A 16,224-nucleotide genomic window follows, 5' to 3' on the forward strand; every position below is an offset into this window, starting at 1 on the left:
AGGATCTGCCGATGCGCGCGGGCTTACAGTTTCAACCGCCGCAGCCGCAGGGCGTTCGTCACCACAAAGGTCGAGGAAAAGGCCATAGCCGCCGCTGCCAGAAGCGGCGACATGCCGGGGCCACCGAAAGGCACCAGAACGCCCATCGCAACAGGGATCAGCGCGGCATTATAGGCGAAGGCCCAGAACAGGTTCTCGCGGATATTGCGCATTACCGCACGCGACAGATGGACCGCCTGACCGACGCTGCGCGGATCGCCCTGCATCAGCACCACCTCGGCGGTTTCGATCGCCACATCGGTGCCGGTGCCGATGGCGATGCCGATATCGGCTGCGGCCAGTGCGGGGGCATCATTGATACCGTCCCCAACGAATGCGGTGGTGCCTTTGCGCTTCATGTCCTCAATGGCCGCGACCTTGCCGTCGGGCAGAACCTCGGCCACAACCGTCCCGATCCCCAGCCCCTGCGCCACGCTTTGTGCCGTGCGGCGCAGATCCCCCGAGATCATGGCCGTCTCGACATGCGCCTTCTCGAGCGCCTGCACCGTTTCGACCGCTTGCGGCTTGATCGGGTCGGAGACCGCCATCAGCGCCGCAAGCTGCCCATCAATGCCGATCCAGATCGGGGTTTTCCCTTTGGCCGCCAGCGCATCGGCCTGGTCGCTCAGGGTGTCTGTCGCAATGCCATGCTCGTTCAGTGCCGCCGCATTGCCGATCACCAGTTTGTGCCCGTCGGCCTCGCCGGTCAGGCCGCGCCCTGTCTGGCTGCGCACCCGCTTGGCCTGGGCAGGGACGAGGCCGCGTGTCTCTGTCCCCTGCAAGATCGCATGGGCCAGCGGATGTTCGGAACGCGCCTCGATCCCTGCGGCCAGCCGCAATGTCTCGGTGGCGGGCGGGCTGTCGGGGGCGGCGATCAGGTCGCTCAAGACGGGGCGGCCTTCGGTCAGGGTGCCGGTCTTGTCAAAGGCGATGGTCTTGACCTCTGCCAGCCGTTGCAGCGCGTCACCGCGCCGGAACAGAAGCCCCATTTCGGCGGCACGTCCGGTGCCCACCAGAATCGAGACGGGCGTGGCCAGCCCCATCGCGCAGGGGCAGGCGATGATCATCACCGAAATGCCGGCCACCAGCGCATGGGTGAAGCCCTGTCCCGCGATCATCCAGATCAGGAAGGTCAGCAGGGAAAGCCCGATCACCACCGGCACGAAAACCCGCGTGACACGGTCCACCAGTGCCTGCACCGGAAGCTTGCCGCCCTGTGCCTCTTCGACCATCGCGATGATGCGGGCAAGAACGGTCTCGGTGCCGGTCGCGGTAACGCGATAGACAAGCGGCACGGTGCCGTTGACGGTGCCGCCGGTGATGCTGCTGCCTTCGGATTTCTCGACCGGCGCGGCTTCGCCCGTCAGCATGGCTTCGTCGATCCAGCCCTGACCTTCGGTGACAATGCCATCGGCGGCAACCCGTGCACCGGGGGGCAGGTGGACCAGATCGCCCGCCGCCAGCTCGGCCACGGGCAGGTCGATGATCTGCTCGCCACGCTCGACGCGGGCGGTGTCGGGGCGCAAGCCCACCAACCGCGAGATCGCCTCGCCCGCGCGGCCCTTCGCCCGCGCTTCAAACCAGCGGCCCAGCAAAATCAGGGTGACAATCGTGGCGGCGGCTTCGAAATAGACGCCGCGCGCGCTTTCGGGCACCATATAGGGCACAAGCGTCACAAGGGTCGAATAGCCCCATGCCGCCAGCGCCCCGAGCGCCACGAGCGAGTTCATCTCCGGGGCGCCGCGTTGCAGGGCGGGCAGGCCGAGGGTCAGGAAAATCCGCCCCGGTCCCAGAAGCACCAGCGTTGTCAGGACAAGCTGGATCACCCAGCTCAGCCGTTCACCGATCGTCATCTCGATCAGATGATGCATGCCGGGGATCAGGTGGCTGCCCATCGCCAGAATGAAGACCGGCAGGGTCAGCGCCGCAGACACGATCACATCGCGCCGCAGCTTGCGGGTTTCATCGGCCTGTTTATGGGCGCGATCGGGCGGCGGGGTCTCGGCCTTGCGCGGCTTGGCTTCCAGCCCGAGCGGCGCAAGAAGCCGGACCATCTCGCTTGGGGCAATCGCGCCTTGCGCGTAGCGGACATCGATCTGGCGCGCGGCGGTCTCGACCGACAGGATGGCCGGATGCGCCAGCAGGGTGTCGCGGGCGCGGCTCTGTAGCTCGGCAGGGATGTCCGTGTCTGACGCCAGATCGGCCTCGGCCTCGGCAATCGGATAGCCTGCCGCCTCCAGCGAGCGGGCCAGATCCGCGCTTGCCGGACCGCCTTCCGTCGGGCTGTCGAAGTGCAGCGTGACATTGCGGGCCATCAGATTGGCGTTGGCCTGCCGCACGCCGGGAACGGCCAGAAGGGCCCGTTCGACCCGCCCTGTGCAGGCCCCGCAATGCATGCCATCCACGATAAACCTTGTATGAAGCTCTGTCATACACCATCCCCCGAGTCCCGTACCTGTTTACCAGATAGGAAGGCCGCACCGGATTGACCACCGCCAAAGAGGCAATTTCCGGCACCACAAAGCAGGCGCGGACCGTTTGACGTGTCATCTTTGCGATATGTGAAGATTTTCTGTTCTAGGATCTTGGCAAGCGCTCTCCTTTCGCGGATGCCTTGGGATAAGCTGTTTTAAGATAAAGATGCGGGTTTCGACCGCTGGTTTTGAAGTGACGATTCATCGCGGTTGAACGGCATCTGCCTGTTACGGGAGATAACATATGAAGCGTCGCTCTGTGCTTGGTGGCCTGGCGGGCCTGTCTGCTCTGACGGTCCCGACCCTTGGATTGGCTCAGGAAATCGAGACCTCTTCTGCGCCTGCCCCCAAAACCTGGCCGATTGCCCAGCAGTTCTATCCGCGCGAGGTGCGCGTGAGGCCCGAGCTGGAGGTCGGCTCGATCATCGTGCTGTCGGATAAGTTCTTCCTCTACCACATCACCGCCCCCGGGGTTGCGATGCGCTATGGCGTTGCCGTGGGCAAGAACGAGCTGGTCTTCCGCGGCAAAGCGGTTGTGGCGCGCAAGGTCAAATGGCCAAGCTGGACGCCCACGCCCGATATGATCAAACGCGAGCCCGACCATTACGCGAAATATGCAGATGGTATGCCGGGTGGTCCGAACAACCCTTTGGGCGCGCGGGCGATGTATCTGTATCAGGACGGGCATGATACGGCGATCCGCATTCATGGCACGACTCAGCCCAGCTCTATCGGTCACGCGGTCTCCAACGGATGTTTGCGCATGGTCAATGATCATGTGATCGCGCTCTATGATGCGGTGAAGATTGGCACGCCGGTGACGGTCTATTGATTTGCCGCCAAAACGGGGCGGTTTTCCCTGTCGCAGCGGCAATGCGAAAAAGATGACGATTTTCCGAAATTGGGGTTGACGCTCTGCGGCCCAGACCGTAGATAGCCGCTCAATGGCTAGGTAGCTCAGCTGGTTAGAGCACACGACTCATAATCGTGGGGTCGGGGGTTCAAGTCCCCCCCTCGCCACCACTTCCAAATCTTCGGAAAACAAAGACAAACGCGCTACGGCGCGTTGTTTTTGTTTGGTCTTCGCCTGGGGCAGGATGGTGCTGCCCTGCCGATGGGACGGGGCTGGCTAAACGGGTCTGGCCAAAAGGGTCTGGCCAAAAGGGTCGGGCCGGAGGGGGCAAGAGGACGGGCAAGGCTATGGCTTGCTACGTCTTCAGCGCAGCTTTCAGGGCTTCCAGCGCGGCAATCGTGTCATCATAGCTGTGCAGCGATTTTGGATGGTCGGCGCGGTTGCGGTGGTAGAAGGCGATCCAGTCGTCCAGCTCTTCCACAGGGTAGGTATTGAACCAGACCCCTACGGTTAGGGTGAATGTCTTGCCACCGTCGTCCAGTTCGGCCTTTGCGGGCATGGTATTCTCCATCTGCGTCTCGGGCGTCTTTAACCGAGCCCGAGCATGATGACAAAGCGCAAGTGTCGAAGGGCGCCCGCTTGGGGCGCCCTAACATCGTCGGTGCGTGCTCCGGATCAGTTCGCGGCGACACGCAGCAGATCGGTAACGCGACGGATGGTCACGCGGCGGTTCTGTTCAGAGGCACCTTGCGTGTTTTCCTTCAGATATTCCTCGCCATAACCTTGCACGACAAGGTTCTCCGGCGGGATGTCGAAATATTCCGTCAGTGCCAGAGCCATCGATTCGGCGCGGCGGTCCGACAGGGCCAGATTATAGGCCGCGTTCCCGACCGCATCGGTGTGACCTTCGATCAGGAAGATCTCCTGCGGGTTCTCGCGGATACGGGCCTTGATCGCCTCGCCCAGATCGGAAAGTGCCTGCGCCTGCTCGGGCTGGATCGCGGCGGAGCCTGTCGCGAAGGTCACATTCTCCACCGAAATGGCCGGTGCCAATGCGCGCACCGACGGGATCTGACGGATCTGCGACAGGGTGAACCCACGGTTCACATCGGCATTACGGGCCAAGGCATCGCGCAGGGCGGTCTCGTTGCTGGTGCTGGAGACATCACGGAAATTGGCGCGCGGCAGGTCGGAGACCTGCACAGGTGCGGCTCCGCGCGAATCGTCGATCAGGATGTAGCGCGTGCCGTCCGGCTCGATCCGGCTCCGCTGGACGATGCGGCGCTGGGCATCATAGATGGTGACGATCTGCGCGCCATCGGGACGTTCGGTGATGGTGCGCGTCGAGCCGTCGTCATAATCGCGGGTGCGGATCGTCGAGCCCGGCTGACGCAAGAGCGCGTTGTCATCCTTGATCAGACCATAGCTGCCATCGGGGTTCTGGACCACGACACGGTCGCCGGAATTAACCGCAACCTCGGAGCCATTCTGCAAAATCGCCCCGACGGCCAGCGCCCCAAGCCCTGCAATCGCGACTTTCTCGAAATCCGAGAGACCCGATTTCTTGTCGGCCTCGGGCGATTTCCCGCTTGGTTTGGCATTGACGGCGGTGGCGAAATCCTCGGCAGAGGAACGCGCGTTGTCTTTGGTAATGACCTCCTCGGTCATCGGCGCCCCCTCTGCGGAGTTGGCGCGCGGCTTGTCACCTGCGGCGGGCATGTCGGCCTTGTCTGCAAGGGCCTCGTTCTTCACCGGCGCCCCTTCGCTGGCGCGCTGGCGTGCGTCTTCTGTGGCCTGTAGAGCCTCTTCGACACGGCGCGGCTCTTGGGTCTCCTGCCGACTGTCTTTGCCGTCACGGGGGGCGGCTGCCTCAGCATTCGCCCCGGCGGCGCGGGGATCTGCCGGTTGGGCCGCCTGCTTTTCGGCCAGAGCCTTGGACAGCGATTGCGCCTCTGTCTTGCCGCTCTCTTGCTGCGCCGCGTCCTGTTCGGAAGCTGCGGCCTTGCCCTTACGGTCTGCGGCATCGGACGGGGCGGGTTGGGTCTGAGGGGCGTCGCTCTGGTCGCGCGCCTCTCCGGCCTTGGTCTTCGATGCCGTGCTGCCATCTGCGGGCTTGGCACCTGCGGGCTTGGACTGTTCTGCCGTCGCCGGATCGGCGCTGTCGCCGCCCAGTTTGCGCTTGAGCGCGTCAACCTTACCGCCTTCTGCATCCGCTTTCAGCTCGGGCTTTCCGGCTTGGGTCCCGCTTTTGCCGGTGCCCAGAAGGCCTGCCTCGGGCTGGGCCTTGGGCTCTGCCTGTGATGTGCCGTCTTGTGCCTTGGGGGTGCCTTTCGCGGTATCGGCCTGTTCCGACGTCGCCTTTTTCACCGCGTCCGAGGCCGAGGGCTTCGAGGAGGATTGGGCCGAGGATTGTGGGGCACCGCTTTTGTCCGCGCGCGGTGCGGGCGCGGTGTTCTGGCCTTCATCCTTGGCCTTGGAGGTGGCTCGGGTGCCGAGTTCGGGGCTGGCGTCAGGGGCCGCGCCCTGTGATCCGGTGTCCGGTTTCGGGTCGGATTTCGGGTCAGCGGTGCGGGCCTCCATTTTCTTGCGGGCCGCTTCGGTCTGTGCATCCGCCTGTGCACGCGCTTGCGCGGATTGCGCCGCCTCGCTGCGCTTTTCGGCCTGGGAATTGGGGCTTGCGGCGGTCATGCCCTCGCACAGCTCTGCTGCGGCCTTGGCGGAGACGCCGTTTTTGCTTTGGGTCTCGATACAGGTAGTCGCGCGGGCCTGACTGGGGCCGGTGTCCTCTTTGCCCGAGGACATCTTGCCGCGATCCGTATCGGGACGGTCTTCGGACTGGGCCTGTTTCGGCACCGCTGGGATGGTTTGCGCGACCGTCAGACTGGGGGCCAAAGTGGCCAGCGCGGCAATGAGGGCGGTCGTGTTACGAAGTTTACTCTTCATCATTCCTCCTGAGCGACCCCCGATAACGGCGGGGTGTCTTTTCAGGTGGATAACCAAGCCGGTCCGATAAATGTTCCTGATCTTATTCGTCGCAGCCGCGAGAACTGCCCGGATCCGGTTGTGAAAAAGGGCACCAGTGGCGGTGCCCTTCCCACATTCCAAGGGGTTAGGTCTTAGCCGGGGATTTCGGCGGAAATCCCCTCGACATAGAAATTCAGCCCGGCCAGCGTTGCATCATCCGCCACTTCGCCCTCGGCGAGCCAGTCCGAACCGTCCTGTTTTTTCAACGGGCCGGTGAAGGGGTGGTAGCTGCCCGAACGGATCGCCTCGATCAGCGCCTCGGCCTCCTGCTTGACTTCGGCGGGCACCGCATCGGTGATTTCACCGATCTTCACCATGCCGCTGTCGATACCGCCCCAAGTGGCATCGGCCTTCCACGACCCTTCCAGAGCCGCCGCAACGCGCCCTTTGTAATAGGGGGCCCAGTTGTCGATGGTCGAGCTGACGCGCGGTTTGGGCGCGAAGTTCGACATATCCGAGGCCTGCCCGAAAGTGATCACATTGCCGGCTTCCTGCGCCTTGGCCTGCGGCGCGGTGGAATCGGTATGCTGCAAGATCACATCGACACCATCGGCGATCAGGGCAGCTGCGGCATCGGCCTCTTTGGCGGGGTCGAACCATGTATAGGCCCAGACCACCGAGATCTGCACATCAGGATTGACCTTCTTGGCGTGGATATAGGCCGCATTGATCCCTTGGATCACTTCAGGGATCGGGAAGGAGCCGATATAGCCGATCTTGTTCGACTTGGTCATGCGCCCTGCGATGGTGCCCTGAATGGCGCGACCCTGATAGAAGCGTGCATCATAGGTGCCGACATTCTCGGCGCGTTTGTAGCCCGTGCAATGCTCGAATTTCACATTCGGGAATTTGGCCGCAACGTTGATCACGGAATCCATATAGCCGAAAGAGGTCGCAAAGATCAGCTCATGGCCTTCCAGCGCCAGAGAGGTCAGCGCGCGCTCGGCATCGGGGCCTTCGGGAACCGATTCAATGAACTTGGTCTGGATCTTGTCGCCATATTCGGCCTCGATCGCCTGACGGCCCTGATCATGCTGGTAGGACCAGCCCATATCGCCCACGGGGCCGACATAGATGAAGCCGATCTTCAGCGGATCGTCCTGTGCGAAAGCCGGTGCGCCGGTGGCGGCAATGCCGGCCATAGCAGCCGAGGAGGCAAGGAAAGTTCTGCGTTTCATGGAAGGTTCCCCTTGGATTGCGGGCATCTTTATGCACCCCGAGACTAGCCCCTCAACGAGAGGCATGGAAGGATTTTCCGAGACTTCCCGGTCCGGCCTGTGCGCCATGCCGGTGGGTCATCGACAAAAGGACGAGCGCCACGATCGTGACGAGATAGGGGGCCATCGACAGCAGATGTACCGGAATGGAATAGCCTGCCGCCTGTAGCTGGAGTTGTAGCGCCGTAATGCCCCCGAAAAGATAAGATCCGATCAACGCGCGTTCGGGGCGCCATGAGGCAAAGACCACGATGGCCAGCGCGATCCAGCCCGCGCCTGCGGTCATGCCCTCGGTCCATTGCGGCACCCGCACGAGGCTGAGATAGGCGCCCCCGATCCCCGCCAGCGCGCCGCCAAAGGCCAGCGCGGCAAAGCGCATCGCGATAACGCGGTAGCCAAGCGCATGGGCGGCGTCATGGTTTTCGCCCACGGCTTTCAGGATCAGCCCCGCGCGGGTGAATTTCAGAAAGGCCCAAGTGGCGGCGCAAAGGGCCAGCGACAGATAGACCACCCAGTCATGTGAAAACAGGATGCGGCCCAGCACCGGCAGATCGCTTAGCGGCCCGAAGTCGATCTTGCCGGTCGCGGGCGGGCGCACGCCTTCGAAGGATTTGCCCAAAAGCGCCGAGAGCCCCAGCCCGAAGAGCGTCAGCGCCAGCCCCGTCGCCACCTGGTTTGACAGGAAGATCTGCGTCAACAGCCCGAAAAGCAGCGCCATCACCACGCCCGATAACGCCGCCGCCGCAAACCCCGCCACCGGACTTCCCGTGGCCACCGCAGCGGCAAAACCGCCGATGGCCCCCATGATCATCATGCCTTCGACCCCGAGGTTCAGCACGCCCGAGCGTTCCACCACCAACTCGCCCGTGGCCGCCAGCAGGACCGGCGTCGAGGCGGTCATCAGCATGGCGATCAGAGTGACAATATCGATACCGCCGATCATTTGACGACTCCATAGCTTGTGCGGGGGGGCTCGAGGCCGGGAAGTGGCCCCCAGAACAGATAGGCCAGCCCGAGACCGATCACACAGGCCAGCGCGAAAACGACCATATCGGGGCGCGACCTGCGCAGGGACCGCACCGCACGTCTGGCATGGATCGTATCGTCTTCGGGGGGGATCTCGTCATCGGCCCAGTCCTTGGGCAGAACCCTGCGGCGGGCAAATTCCGAGATCCGCCGCGTCATTTCCCACATCGCCAGAAGCCCGATTGCCAGTGGCACGTAGAGGATGGCGGTGGTGGTCCAGATCAGCACGTAATAGCCGCCCAAGCCAGCCAGAAACCCCATCAGGGCAAGAATGGGCCGGTGGAGCGAAGGCAGGCGGCGGCTCATGGGCGCCTCCCGAAGGTGATACGGTAATTCGTCAGCACGTCGAACCCCAGCAGGAAAAACAGCAGCATCCCCTGAAAGACCTGAATGGCCGAGGGTGGCAGTTGCAGCATCTGCTGTGCGACATCGCCGCCGATATAGGTCAGCGCCATCAACAGCCCCGCCAGAAGGATGCCCACCGGATGCAGGCGGCCCAGAAAGGCCACGATGATGGCGGTGAAGCCATAGCCCGCGTTGAAGCTGTCGCTGATCCGTCCCGAGGGGCCAGCCACCTCGAACAGCCCCGCCATACCCGCAAACGCGCCCGACAGGCACAGGCAGAAGATCGCCAGCCGTGCCGGCACGACGCCCGCAAAACGCGCCGCCCGCGGGGCCTCGCCCGCCACGCGGATACGAAAGCCCGCGATATGGCGGTGCATCAGGATATAGGTGAAGATCACTGCAATCAGCGCGGCCACCACGCCCCAATGCGCCCCCGTGCCTGCGATCAGCTCGCCATTGAAGGCCGAAGGGTATTGCTGGAGGTTGCGCGATCCGGGCATGCCAAACCCTTCGGGGTTTTTCAGCGGGCCGAACGCCATATAGGCCAGCAGGTTCTCCGCCACATAGACCAGCATCAGCGACACGAGGATCTCGTTGACGCCAAACCAGACCTTCAGCAGTGCGGGGATCAGCCCCCAGACCAGCCCGCCAAGCGCGCCCAGCACGATCATCGCGGGAAACAGCCACGCGGCCTCGGCAGGATAGATATGCAGCGCCAGCCAAGCGCCCGCGATGGCGCCGATGATATACTGTCCCTCGGCCCCGATATTCCAGATACCGGCGCGGAAGCCCACGGCGAGCCCTGCGGCGATCAGGATCAGGGGGGCGGCTTTCACCAGAAGCTGGCTTCGGTAGTAAAAAGCGTTCTGGCCAAGGATCGGGTCCCAGAAGATCGCCTTGATCGCATCAAACGGGTCCTTGCCCAGCAGGGCAAAGAGCATCCCTCCCGCCAGAATGGTGGCAAGGACCGCAAGGAGCGGCGTGGACCACGCCCAGTGGCGCGAAGGCGTCGGGCGGCGCACCAGAGTGATCATGCGTCTGCCTCCGCTACCCTATCTGGCGCGGCATCACCCATTCCATGCGCGCCGCCCAGCATCAGGCCGATTTCCTCGATGCTCAGCCCTTTGGTTGGGCGCGGCGGCGACAGAGAGCCCGCGTTCAGTGCGGCAAAATGGTCGGAAACTTCCATCAACTCGTCCAGATCCTGAGAAATCACGATGACCGCGCCGCCCTTGGCCGCCACATCCAGCAGCGCCTGCCGGATCGAGGCCGCCGCCAGCGCATCCACCCCCCAAGTGGGCTGGTTGACCACCAGAACGACAGGCTCTTGCAGCACCTCGCGCCCGACCACGAATTTCTGCAGGTTGCCGCCAGAGAGCGCACGCGCGGCCACATGCGGCCCCGGAGTGCGCACATCAAACGCGGTGATGATCTCTTCGGCGAAGGCGCGGGCGGCGGCTATATCGACCATGCCGCCCTTGGCCAAGGGCCGCCGGATGGTGCCGGTCAGCAGGGTGTTTTCGGTCAGGCTCATGGCGGGGACGGCGGCATGGCCCAGACGTTCCTCGGGGGCGGTCAAAAGGCCATAGGCGCGGCGCTCATTGGGACCAAGCCCCGAGACATCGCGCCCCGCCAGCACCACGCTGCCCGCAGCCGAGGGGCGCTCGCCCGCCAGCGTGGCCAGCAGTTCTTCCTGCCCGTTGCCCGCCACACCACCGATGCCCAGCACCTCGCCTGCGCGCAGCCGCAGAGCCACATCCTTCAGCGACACCCCGAATTGCGATTGCGGCGGCAGGCTGAGGCGTTGCACCTCAAGCACCACATCGCCAAGGGTCCGGCCCTCTCTGTCGGTCACCTTCAGCTCGGCGCCCACCATCATCTCGGCCAGTTCGCGGGCGGATTTCTCGCGCGGGATCGCATCACCTACCACTTTGCCGCCGCGCAGGATGGTCGCACGGTCGCAAAGCGAGCGGATCTCCTCCAGCTTGTGGCTGATATACAGGATCGCCGTGCCCTCGGCAGCCAGTTGGCGCAGGGTGCGGAACAGGATCTCGACCTCCTGCGGGGTCAGCACCGAGGTCGGCTCGTCCATGATCAGCAGCTTTGGATCCTGCAGCAGACAGCGCACGATCTCCACCCGCTGGCGTTCGCCTGCCGAAAGATCGGCCACAAGGCGGGCAGGGTCCAAGGGCAGCCCGTATTGGGTGGAAATCTCGCGGATACGGCGGGCGAGCTGGCGCATGGGGGGCGGGTTCTCCATCCCCAAGGCCACGTTTTCCGCCACATTCAGCGCGTCAAACAGAGAGAAATGCTGGAACACCATCGCCACACCGCTTGCCCGCGCCGCCCGAGGCTCGGGGGGCGCATAGGCCTGTCCGCGGAAGGTCATCCGGCCCGCGTCAGGCTTCACCAGCCCGTAGATCATCTTGACCAGCGTCGATTTGCCCGCGCCATTCTCGCCCAGAAGCGCATGGATCTCGCCCTGACCGATCTCGAAGCCGACATCGCTATTGGCGATCACGCCCGGATAGGCCTTGGTCAGGCCCTCAAGTTTCAATAGGGGATCGCTCATGCTTCTCTTGCGTCCTGACTGTCGGGTTTTGACCGGGTGGTCGTCTTTTGTCTCAATACTCCGGCGGCCACCCCTATCGCAATGGCCTGCGGGTGTTTGCCAAGGCTCGGGTCCCCGATGGGGCATTGTATTTGCCCGATTTTCTCTGGGCTGTGGCCCAAATCCCGCAGGCGGTTGCGGAACCGCGCCCATTTGGTGTCAGAGCCAATCAGCCCCAGATGGCCGAACCCATGGGTCAGCAGGCGGTGGCACAACTCCAGATCCAGCGCATGGGAATAGGTCAGCACATAGTGATGCGCATGGGGCGGCGCGAGAGGCACCAGATCGGCGGGGTTTGCGGCGATCAACGGTGTGACACCCTGCGGCAGCACCTCGGGGAAGCGCTCCGCATCGGTATCGGCCAGATGGATCGCGTAGTCTGGGAAGGGCGTAAGGGTCGTGGCAATCGCACGCCCCACATGGCCCGCGCCCCAGATCCATAGCGGCAAGGCCGGAGGCGCCACGGGTTCCACCAGCCAGCCGTCAATCAGAAGCTGTGGCAGCTGTCCACGGTCGCGGTAACGCGCCAGCGCGCGATGGACCGACAGCGGCATCTCGGCAGGCCCGTCCAAGGGGCGGGCATGAAGCGCCCCGAACTCATGCGCCATATCCTGCGGGGTGATCGCCTCATAGGCCAAGGTCACCGCACCGCCGCAGCATTGGTTCATAGCAGGCCCAAGCGGGATGGTCTGGCGGCCCGTCCGGCCTGCGCGGGCCTCCTGGATGGCACTATATTCCAGCGCGCCGCCGCCAATGGTGCCTTGGATGCGGTCTGCAAAGACCAGCATCTCGGCGCCTGTCTCGCGCGGGGTGGATCCCTTCACCCCTGCCACAAGGACGCGGGTGAAGGGGGCTGCATGACGCAGGCGGGCGGGGTCAAAGCTCATGCCGCGCCCTCGGCCCGTGCGATGGCCTCTAAAATGGCCTCGGGGGTGGCAGGCGCGCGCAGGGCAGGCCAGTTCGGACCACAGGCGGCCACCGCATTTTGCAGCGCGAAGAACACCGCATTGCCATGGACAAAGGGCGGCTCGCCCACAGCTTTGGACCGGTAGATCGTTTCCTTCCGGTTGGGCTGGTCCCACAGATCCACGTTGAAAATCCGCGGTCTGTCCGAGCAGGCGGGGATCTTATAGGTCGAGGGCGCATGGGTGCGCAAAGCGCCTTTGTCATCCCAGACCAGTTCCTCGGTCGTCAGCCAGCCCGCGCCTTGTACGAAACCGCCCTCGACCTGACCTTGGTCAATCGCGGGGTTCAGCGAGGCGCCCGCATCATGCAGGATATCGGCGCGCAGGATGCGGTTCTCGCCGGTATGGCGGTCGATCACCACCTCGGCAATCGAGACGCCATAGGCGAAGTAATAGAAGGGGTGGCCGGTGCCCGTTGTCCGGTCCCAAGAGATTTCGGGGGTGGCGTAATAGCCCGTCGAGGACAGGCTGATCCGCGCCTCATAGGCGGCGGTGATCGCTTCGGCAAAGGTGCCGCGATAGGCGCCAGCGGTGATAAAGCCATCCTCAAAACGCACCGCATCAGGCGGGCAGCCCTCGCGCTGGGCCAGAAAGCCCGCAATCCGGTCGCGGATCGTGTCGCAGGCCGCTTTCACCGCCATACCGTTCAGATCGGCCCCCGAGCTTGCCGCCGTGGCCGAGGTATTGGGCACCTTATCGGTATCGGTGGCCGAGATGCGGATCTGGCTGAGCGGCAGGCCGAAGACCTTGGCCGCCACCTGACAGACCTTGATATGCAGACCCTGACCCATCTCGGTGCCGCCATGGTTCAGCCGCACCGTGCCATCCTGATAGACATGCACCAAAGCGCCCGCCTGATTGAGATGGCTGAGCGTGAAGGAGATCCCGAATTTCACAGGCGCCAGCGCGATACCCTTTTTCAGCACCGGATTGGCGGCGTTCCATTCGGCCACCGCTTTCTGACGGGCGGCGAAATCGGCGCGGGTGGTCAGACTGTCGGTCAGCGCCTGCAGGATGCTATCCTCAACGGGCTGGCCGTAATGGGTGGGGGCGGGGTCTTGGCCCATCTCGGGGTAGTAATTGCGCCGCCGTAATTCCAGCGGGTCAAGGCCCATCACCTGCGCCAGATGCTCGATGGCGGCTTCGGTGCCCAGAATACCTTGCGGGCCGCCAAAGCCGCGATAGGCCGTGTTGGATTGGGTATTGGTGCGCAGACGCAGGCTTTCGACGCGCAGCGCGGGGATGTGATAGGCGGCATCGGCATGCAGCATGGCGCGGTCGCAGACCGGCAGCGACAGATCCATCGACCAACCACAGCGGGCGAACTGGCGCAAGATCGCGCCGGTAATGCGGCCATCGGCATCCGCTCCGATCTGGTAGTCCACGCGGAAGTCATGGCGCTTGCCGGTGATGGTCATATCGTCATCGCGGTCATAGCGCATCTTGCAGGCGCGCCCCGTAACATGGGCGGCCACGGCGCAGGCGATGGCGGGCTGGTTGCTTTGGCTTTCCTTGCCGCCGAACCCTCCGCCCATACGCCGCATCTCTATGCGTACGTCATGCATATGCAGGCCTAGGGCCTCGGCCACCTTATGCTGCACCTCGGTCGGGTGCTGGCTCGAGACGCGCAGGATCATCCCCTGATCCTGCGGCTCGGCCATGGCGGCTTGGCCTTCGAGGTAGAAATGCTCCTGACCGCCGATCTCGATACTTCCATGGGCGGTGAAAGCCGCCTGTGCCAAAGCCTCGGTCGGGTCGGTGTTTTCCCAGATGATCGGCCCGCCCTCATACCAGCTTTCACGGGCGATGGCTTGGTCGATGGTCAGGATCGGCGTACGGGGCGCATAGGTGATGCGGGCGCGGCGGGCGGCGATACGCGCGAGACGGTGCGAGGTGGCGACGACGATGAAGACGGGCTGGCCTAGGTAATGGACCTCACCCTCGGCCAGCAGAGGCTCGTGCCAGCCGCGGTTGGTGGAGGCGTCATTCTCGCCCGGAATATCGGCGGCGGTGAGGACCGTGATGACGCCCTCGCAGGCCCGGACTTCGGTGAGGTCGATCTCGGTGATCTCGGCGCTGGCCTCGGTTGAAAGACCGAAGGCCAGATGCAGGCAGCCTTTCGGTTCGGGCAGGTCATCGAGATAGCGTGCCTGTCCGGTCACATGAAGGTGGGCGGAGTCATGGGGCAGCGGTTTGGCGACGCTCATGGCTGGACCTCCAGAATAGAGCTGTGCTGGCCCGTGAGATCGGCCAGATAGCGCAGCGCCAGCCCTTCGGCGGCTTTCAGGCGGTAATGCGCTGAGGCGCGCATATCGGACATTGGCTGGAAGTCGAGGCCAAGCGCGGGGAGCGCCGCGCGGAAGGTCTCATCCGACAGGGGCTTGCCGGTCAAGAGCGCCTCGAAGCCGCTGGCGCGTTTGGGGGTGCCTGCCATGCCGCCGAAAGCCACGCGGGCTGACGTGATGGTGGTCCCGTCAAGGGTCAGGTTGAAGGCGGCGCAGACGGCGGAGATATCCTGATCGAAGCGTTTCGACAGCTTATAGGCGCGGAACTGCGGGGCGGATTTCGGGAAGGTGAGGCTTTCGACGAATTCGCCCGCGCGGCGGTCCTGTTTGCCGTAATCGAGGAAGAAGTCCTCAAGCGGCATCTCGCGGCGGTCGTCGCCTTGGCGCAGGGTCAGCGTCGCGCCAAGGGCGATGAGAGCGGGGGGCGTGTCGCCGATGGGCGAGCCATTGGCGATATTGCCGCCCAAGGTGGCCGCCTGACGCACCTGTTCGGAGGCGAAGCGGCGCAGGAGCTCGGCGAAACTGGGCAGATGCGGTGTGACCGCGCGGCGCAGGGCGGCGATTGTGGTGGCGGCGCCCACGGTGAGATGGGTGTCGGTTTCCTTGATCTGGGCGAGGTCTTCGCATTGGCCGAGGAAGGCCACGAGGGGCAGGTCTTGCAGTTTCTTGGTGACCCAGAGCCCGACATCGGTGGCGCCGCCGATCAGCGTGGCCTGCGGGTGGGCAAGATACCATTCGGCCAGATCTTTTGTGGAGCGGGGGAGGAAGGGAGGCTGTCTGCCTCCCTCTGGTCCTGCGGACCATTCACCCTCCGAGGATATTTCCGGCAGCTGGAGGGGGCTGTCCATCCAGTCGGGTTTCGGGCTTTGGCTGGCGGCTTTGGCTGCGCGGATGATCGGGGCGTAGCCGGTGCAGCGGCAGAGGTTCCCTGCGAGGAGGTCGTCGTGGTCGGTCTGGTCGTTCTGGTGGGCGCAGGCCAGCGAGGCGATGATGCCCGGTGTGCAGAAGCCGCATTGGCTGCCGTGATGGGTGATCATGCTGTCCTGCACGGGGTGGCACTGGCCTTTTGGGCCGCTGATGCCTTCGACCGTGCGCAGGGCGCGGCCATGAAGCTGCGGCATCATCAGGATACAGGCGTTGAGCGGTCTGGAGCCTGCGGCATCGGTGAGGATGACCGTGCAGGCGCCGCAATCGCCTTCGTTGCAGCCTTCTTTTGTTCCGGTGAGGCCTTCGGCGCGCAGCCAGTCGAGGACCGATTGCGTCGGGTCGCTTAGGGCAACGCGGCGGGTTTCTCCGTTGAGAAGAAACGTAATTTCCATGAGAAGACTTTCGCCACGGTACAGCTGTGAAGTGCGACCCCGCCCGATGTGGCGTAGAACGGAGGC

12 protein-coding genes and 1 tRNA gene are annotated in these 16,224 nt (G+C 64.1%); 2 read left to right on the forward strand and 11 right to left on the reverse strand.

Annotated elements, in window-relative coordinates; all coding sequences use genetic code 11:
• Nucleotides 1-23 precede the first annotated feature (23 nt).
• On the reverse strand, nucleotides 24-2,471 hold the full coding sequence (locus tag WDB88_RS04765; RefSeq protein ID WP_339109060.1) for a heavy metal translocating P-type ATPase: 2,448 nt from the start codon (nucleotides 2,469-2,471) through the stop codon (nucleotides 24-26).
• A 286-nt stretch (nucleotides 2,472-2,757) separates the two neighbouring features.
• On the opposite strand from WDB88_RS04765, the gene WDB88_RS04770 reads away from it, so the two are divergent.
• Nucleotides 2,758-3,345, forward strand: a complete 588-nt coding sequence (locus WDB88_RS04770) for a L,D-transpeptidase (RefSeq protein WP_339109061.1) — start codon at nucleotides 2,758-2,760, stop codon at nucleotides 3,343-3,345.
• A gap of 114 nt (nucleotides 3,346-3,459) precedes the next feature.
• A tRNA-Met gene (locus tag WDB88_RS04775) sits at nucleotides 3,460-3,536 on the forward strand.
• A gap of 185 nt (nucleotides 3,537-3,721) precedes the next feature.
• On the opposite strand, the gene WDB88_RS04780 is transcribed toward WDB88_RS04775, so the two are convergent.
• The 10 genes from WDB88_RS04780 to xdhA all read right to left on the reverse strand — a co-directional run bounded on the left by WDB88_RS04780 (nucleotide 3,722) and on the right by xdhA (nucleotide 16,158).
• Nucleotides 3,722-3,925 carry a hypothetical protein gene (locus WDB88_RS04780; protein ID WP_339109062.1) on the reverse strand — a complete coding sequence of 68 codons (204 nt, stop codon included), beginning with the start codon at nucleotides 3,923-3,925 and terminating at the stop codon, nucleotides 3,722-3,724.
• 116 nt (nucleotides 3,926-4,041) lie between these two features.
• The gene (locus WDB88_RS04785) at nucleotides 4,042-6,309 is read right to left on the reverse strand and encodes an OmpA family protein (RefSeq protein ID WP_339109063.1); all 2,268 of its coding nucleotides are present in this window, start codon (nucleotides 6,307-6,309) and stop codon (nucleotides 4,042-4,044) included.
• A 173-nt stretch (nucleotides 6,310-6,482) separates the two neighbouring features.
• A complete protein-coding gene (locus WDB88_RS04790) occupies nucleotides 6,483-7,568 on the reverse strand; it encodes a BMP family ABC transporter substrate-binding protein (protein ID WP_339109064.1) in 1,086 nt (361 codons plus the stop codon).
• Between the two features lie 52 nt (nucleotides 7,569-7,620).
• Complete coding sequence (locus WDB88_RS04795) at nucleotides 7,621-8,550, reverse strand: ABC transporter permease (protein WP_339109065.1); 930 nt, start codon at nucleotides 8,548-8,550, stop codon at nucleotides 7,621-7,623.
• Nucleotides 8,547-8,939, reverse strand: coding sequence for a hypothetical protein (locus WDB88_RS04800; RefSeq protein WP_339109066.1), 393 nt, complete (start codon nucleotides 8,937-8,939; stop codon nucleotides 8,547-8,549). The genes WDB88_RS04795 and WDB88_RS04800 overlap by 4 nt, the downstream gene beginning before the upstream one ends.
• On the reverse strand, nucleotides 8,936-10,012 hold the full coding sequence (locus WDB88_RS04805) for an ABC transporter permease (protein ID WP_339109067.1): 1,077 nt from the start codon (nucleotides 10,010-10,012) through the stop codon (nucleotides 8,936-8,938). Before WDB88_RS04805 ends, WDB88_RS04800 begins: the two co-directional genes overlap by 4 nt.
• Nucleotides 10,009-11,550 (reverse strand): ABC transporter ATP-binding protein, encoded by a 1,542-nt coding sequence (locus tag WDB88_RS04810; RefSeq protein ID WP_339109068.1) that lies wholly within the window; start codon nucleotides 11,548-11,550, stop codon nucleotides 10,009-10,011. The genes WDB88_RS04805 and WDB88_RS04810 overlap by 4 nt, the downstream gene beginning before the upstream one ends.
• Nucleotides 11,547-12,476, reverse strand: a complete 930-nt coding sequence (xdhC, locus tag WDB88_RS04815; protein ID WP_339109069.1) for a xanthine dehydrogenase accessory protein XdhC — start codon at nucleotides 12,474-12,476, stop codon at nucleotides 11,547-11,549. The genes WDB88_RS04810 and xdhC overlap by 4 nt, the downstream gene beginning before the upstream one ends.
• Nucleotides 12,473-14,761, reverse strand: coding sequence for a xanthine dehydrogenase molybdopterin binding subunit (gene xdhB, locus WDB88_RS04820; protein ID WP_339109070.1), 2,289 nt, complete (start codon nucleotides 14,759-14,761; stop codon nucleotides 12,473-12,475). The genes xdhC and xdhB overlap by 4 nt, the downstream gene beginning before the upstream one ends.
• Nucleotides 14,758-16,158 carry a xanthine dehydrogenase small subunit gene (gene xdhA, locus WDB88_RS04825; RefSeq protein WP_339109071.1) on the reverse strand — a complete coding sequence of 467 codons (1,401 nt, stop codon included), beginning with the start codon at nucleotides 16,156-16,158 and terminating at the stop codon, nucleotides 14,758-14,760. The genes xdhB and xdhA overlap by 4 nt, the downstream gene beginning before the upstream one ends.
• Nucleotides 16,159-16,224 lie beyond the last annotated feature (66 nt).

The organism is Thioclava sp. GXIMD4216, from assembly GCF_037949285.1.
Lineage (GTDB): Bacteria > Pseudomonadota > Alphaproteobacteria > Rhodobacterales > Rhodobacteraceae > Thioclava > Thioclava litoralis.

Coding starts and splice junctions, on each gene's coding strand:
- WDB88_RS04810 (WP_339109068.1), bottom strand. CDS start 11,550: ATGAGCGATCCCCTATTGAAACTTGAGGGCCTGACCAAGGCCTATCCG.
- WDB88_RS04805 (WP_339109067.1), bottom strand. CDS start 10,012: ATGATCACTCTGGTGCGCCGCCCGACGCCTTCGCGCCACTGGGCGTGG.
- WDB88_RS04770 (WP_339109061.1), top strand. CDS start 2,758: ATGAAGCGTCGCTCTGTGCTTGGTGGCCTGGCGGGCCTGTCTGCTCTG.
- WDB88_RS04785 (WP_339109063.1), bottom strand. CDS start 6,309: ATGAAGAGTAAACTTCGTAACACGACCGCCCTCATTGCCGCGCTGGCC.
- xdhC (WP_339109069.1), bottom strand. CDS start 12,476: ATGAGCTTTGACCCCGCCCGCCTGCGTCATGCAGCCCCCTTCACCCGC.
- xdhB (WP_339109070.1), bottom strand. CDS start 14,761: ATGAGCGTCGCCAAACCGCTGCCCCATGACTCCGCCCACCTTCATGTG.
- xdhA (WP_339109071.1), bottom strand. CDS start 16,158: ATGGAAATTACGTTTCTTCTCAACGGAGAAACCCGCCGCGTTGCCCTA.
- WDB88_RS04765 (WP_339109060.1), bottom strand. CDS start 2,471: ATGACAGAGCTTCATACAAGGTTTATCGTGGATGGCATGCATTGCGGG.
- WDB88_RS04800 (WP_339109066.1), bottom strand. CDS start 8,939: ATGAGCCGCCGCCTGCCTTCGCTCCACCGGCCCATTCTTGCCCTGATG.
- WDB88_RS04780 (WP_339109062.1), bottom strand. CDS start 3,925: ATGCCCGCAAAGGCCGAACTGGACGACGGTGGCAAGACATTCACCCTA.
- WDB88_RS04790 (WP_339109064.1), bottom strand. CDS start 7,568: ATGAAACGCAGAACTTTCCTTGCCTCCTCGGCTGCTATGGCCGGCATT.
- WDB88_RS04795 (WP_339109065.1), bottom strand. CDS start 8,550: ATGATCGGCGGTATCGATATTGTCACTCTGATCGCCATGCTGATGACC.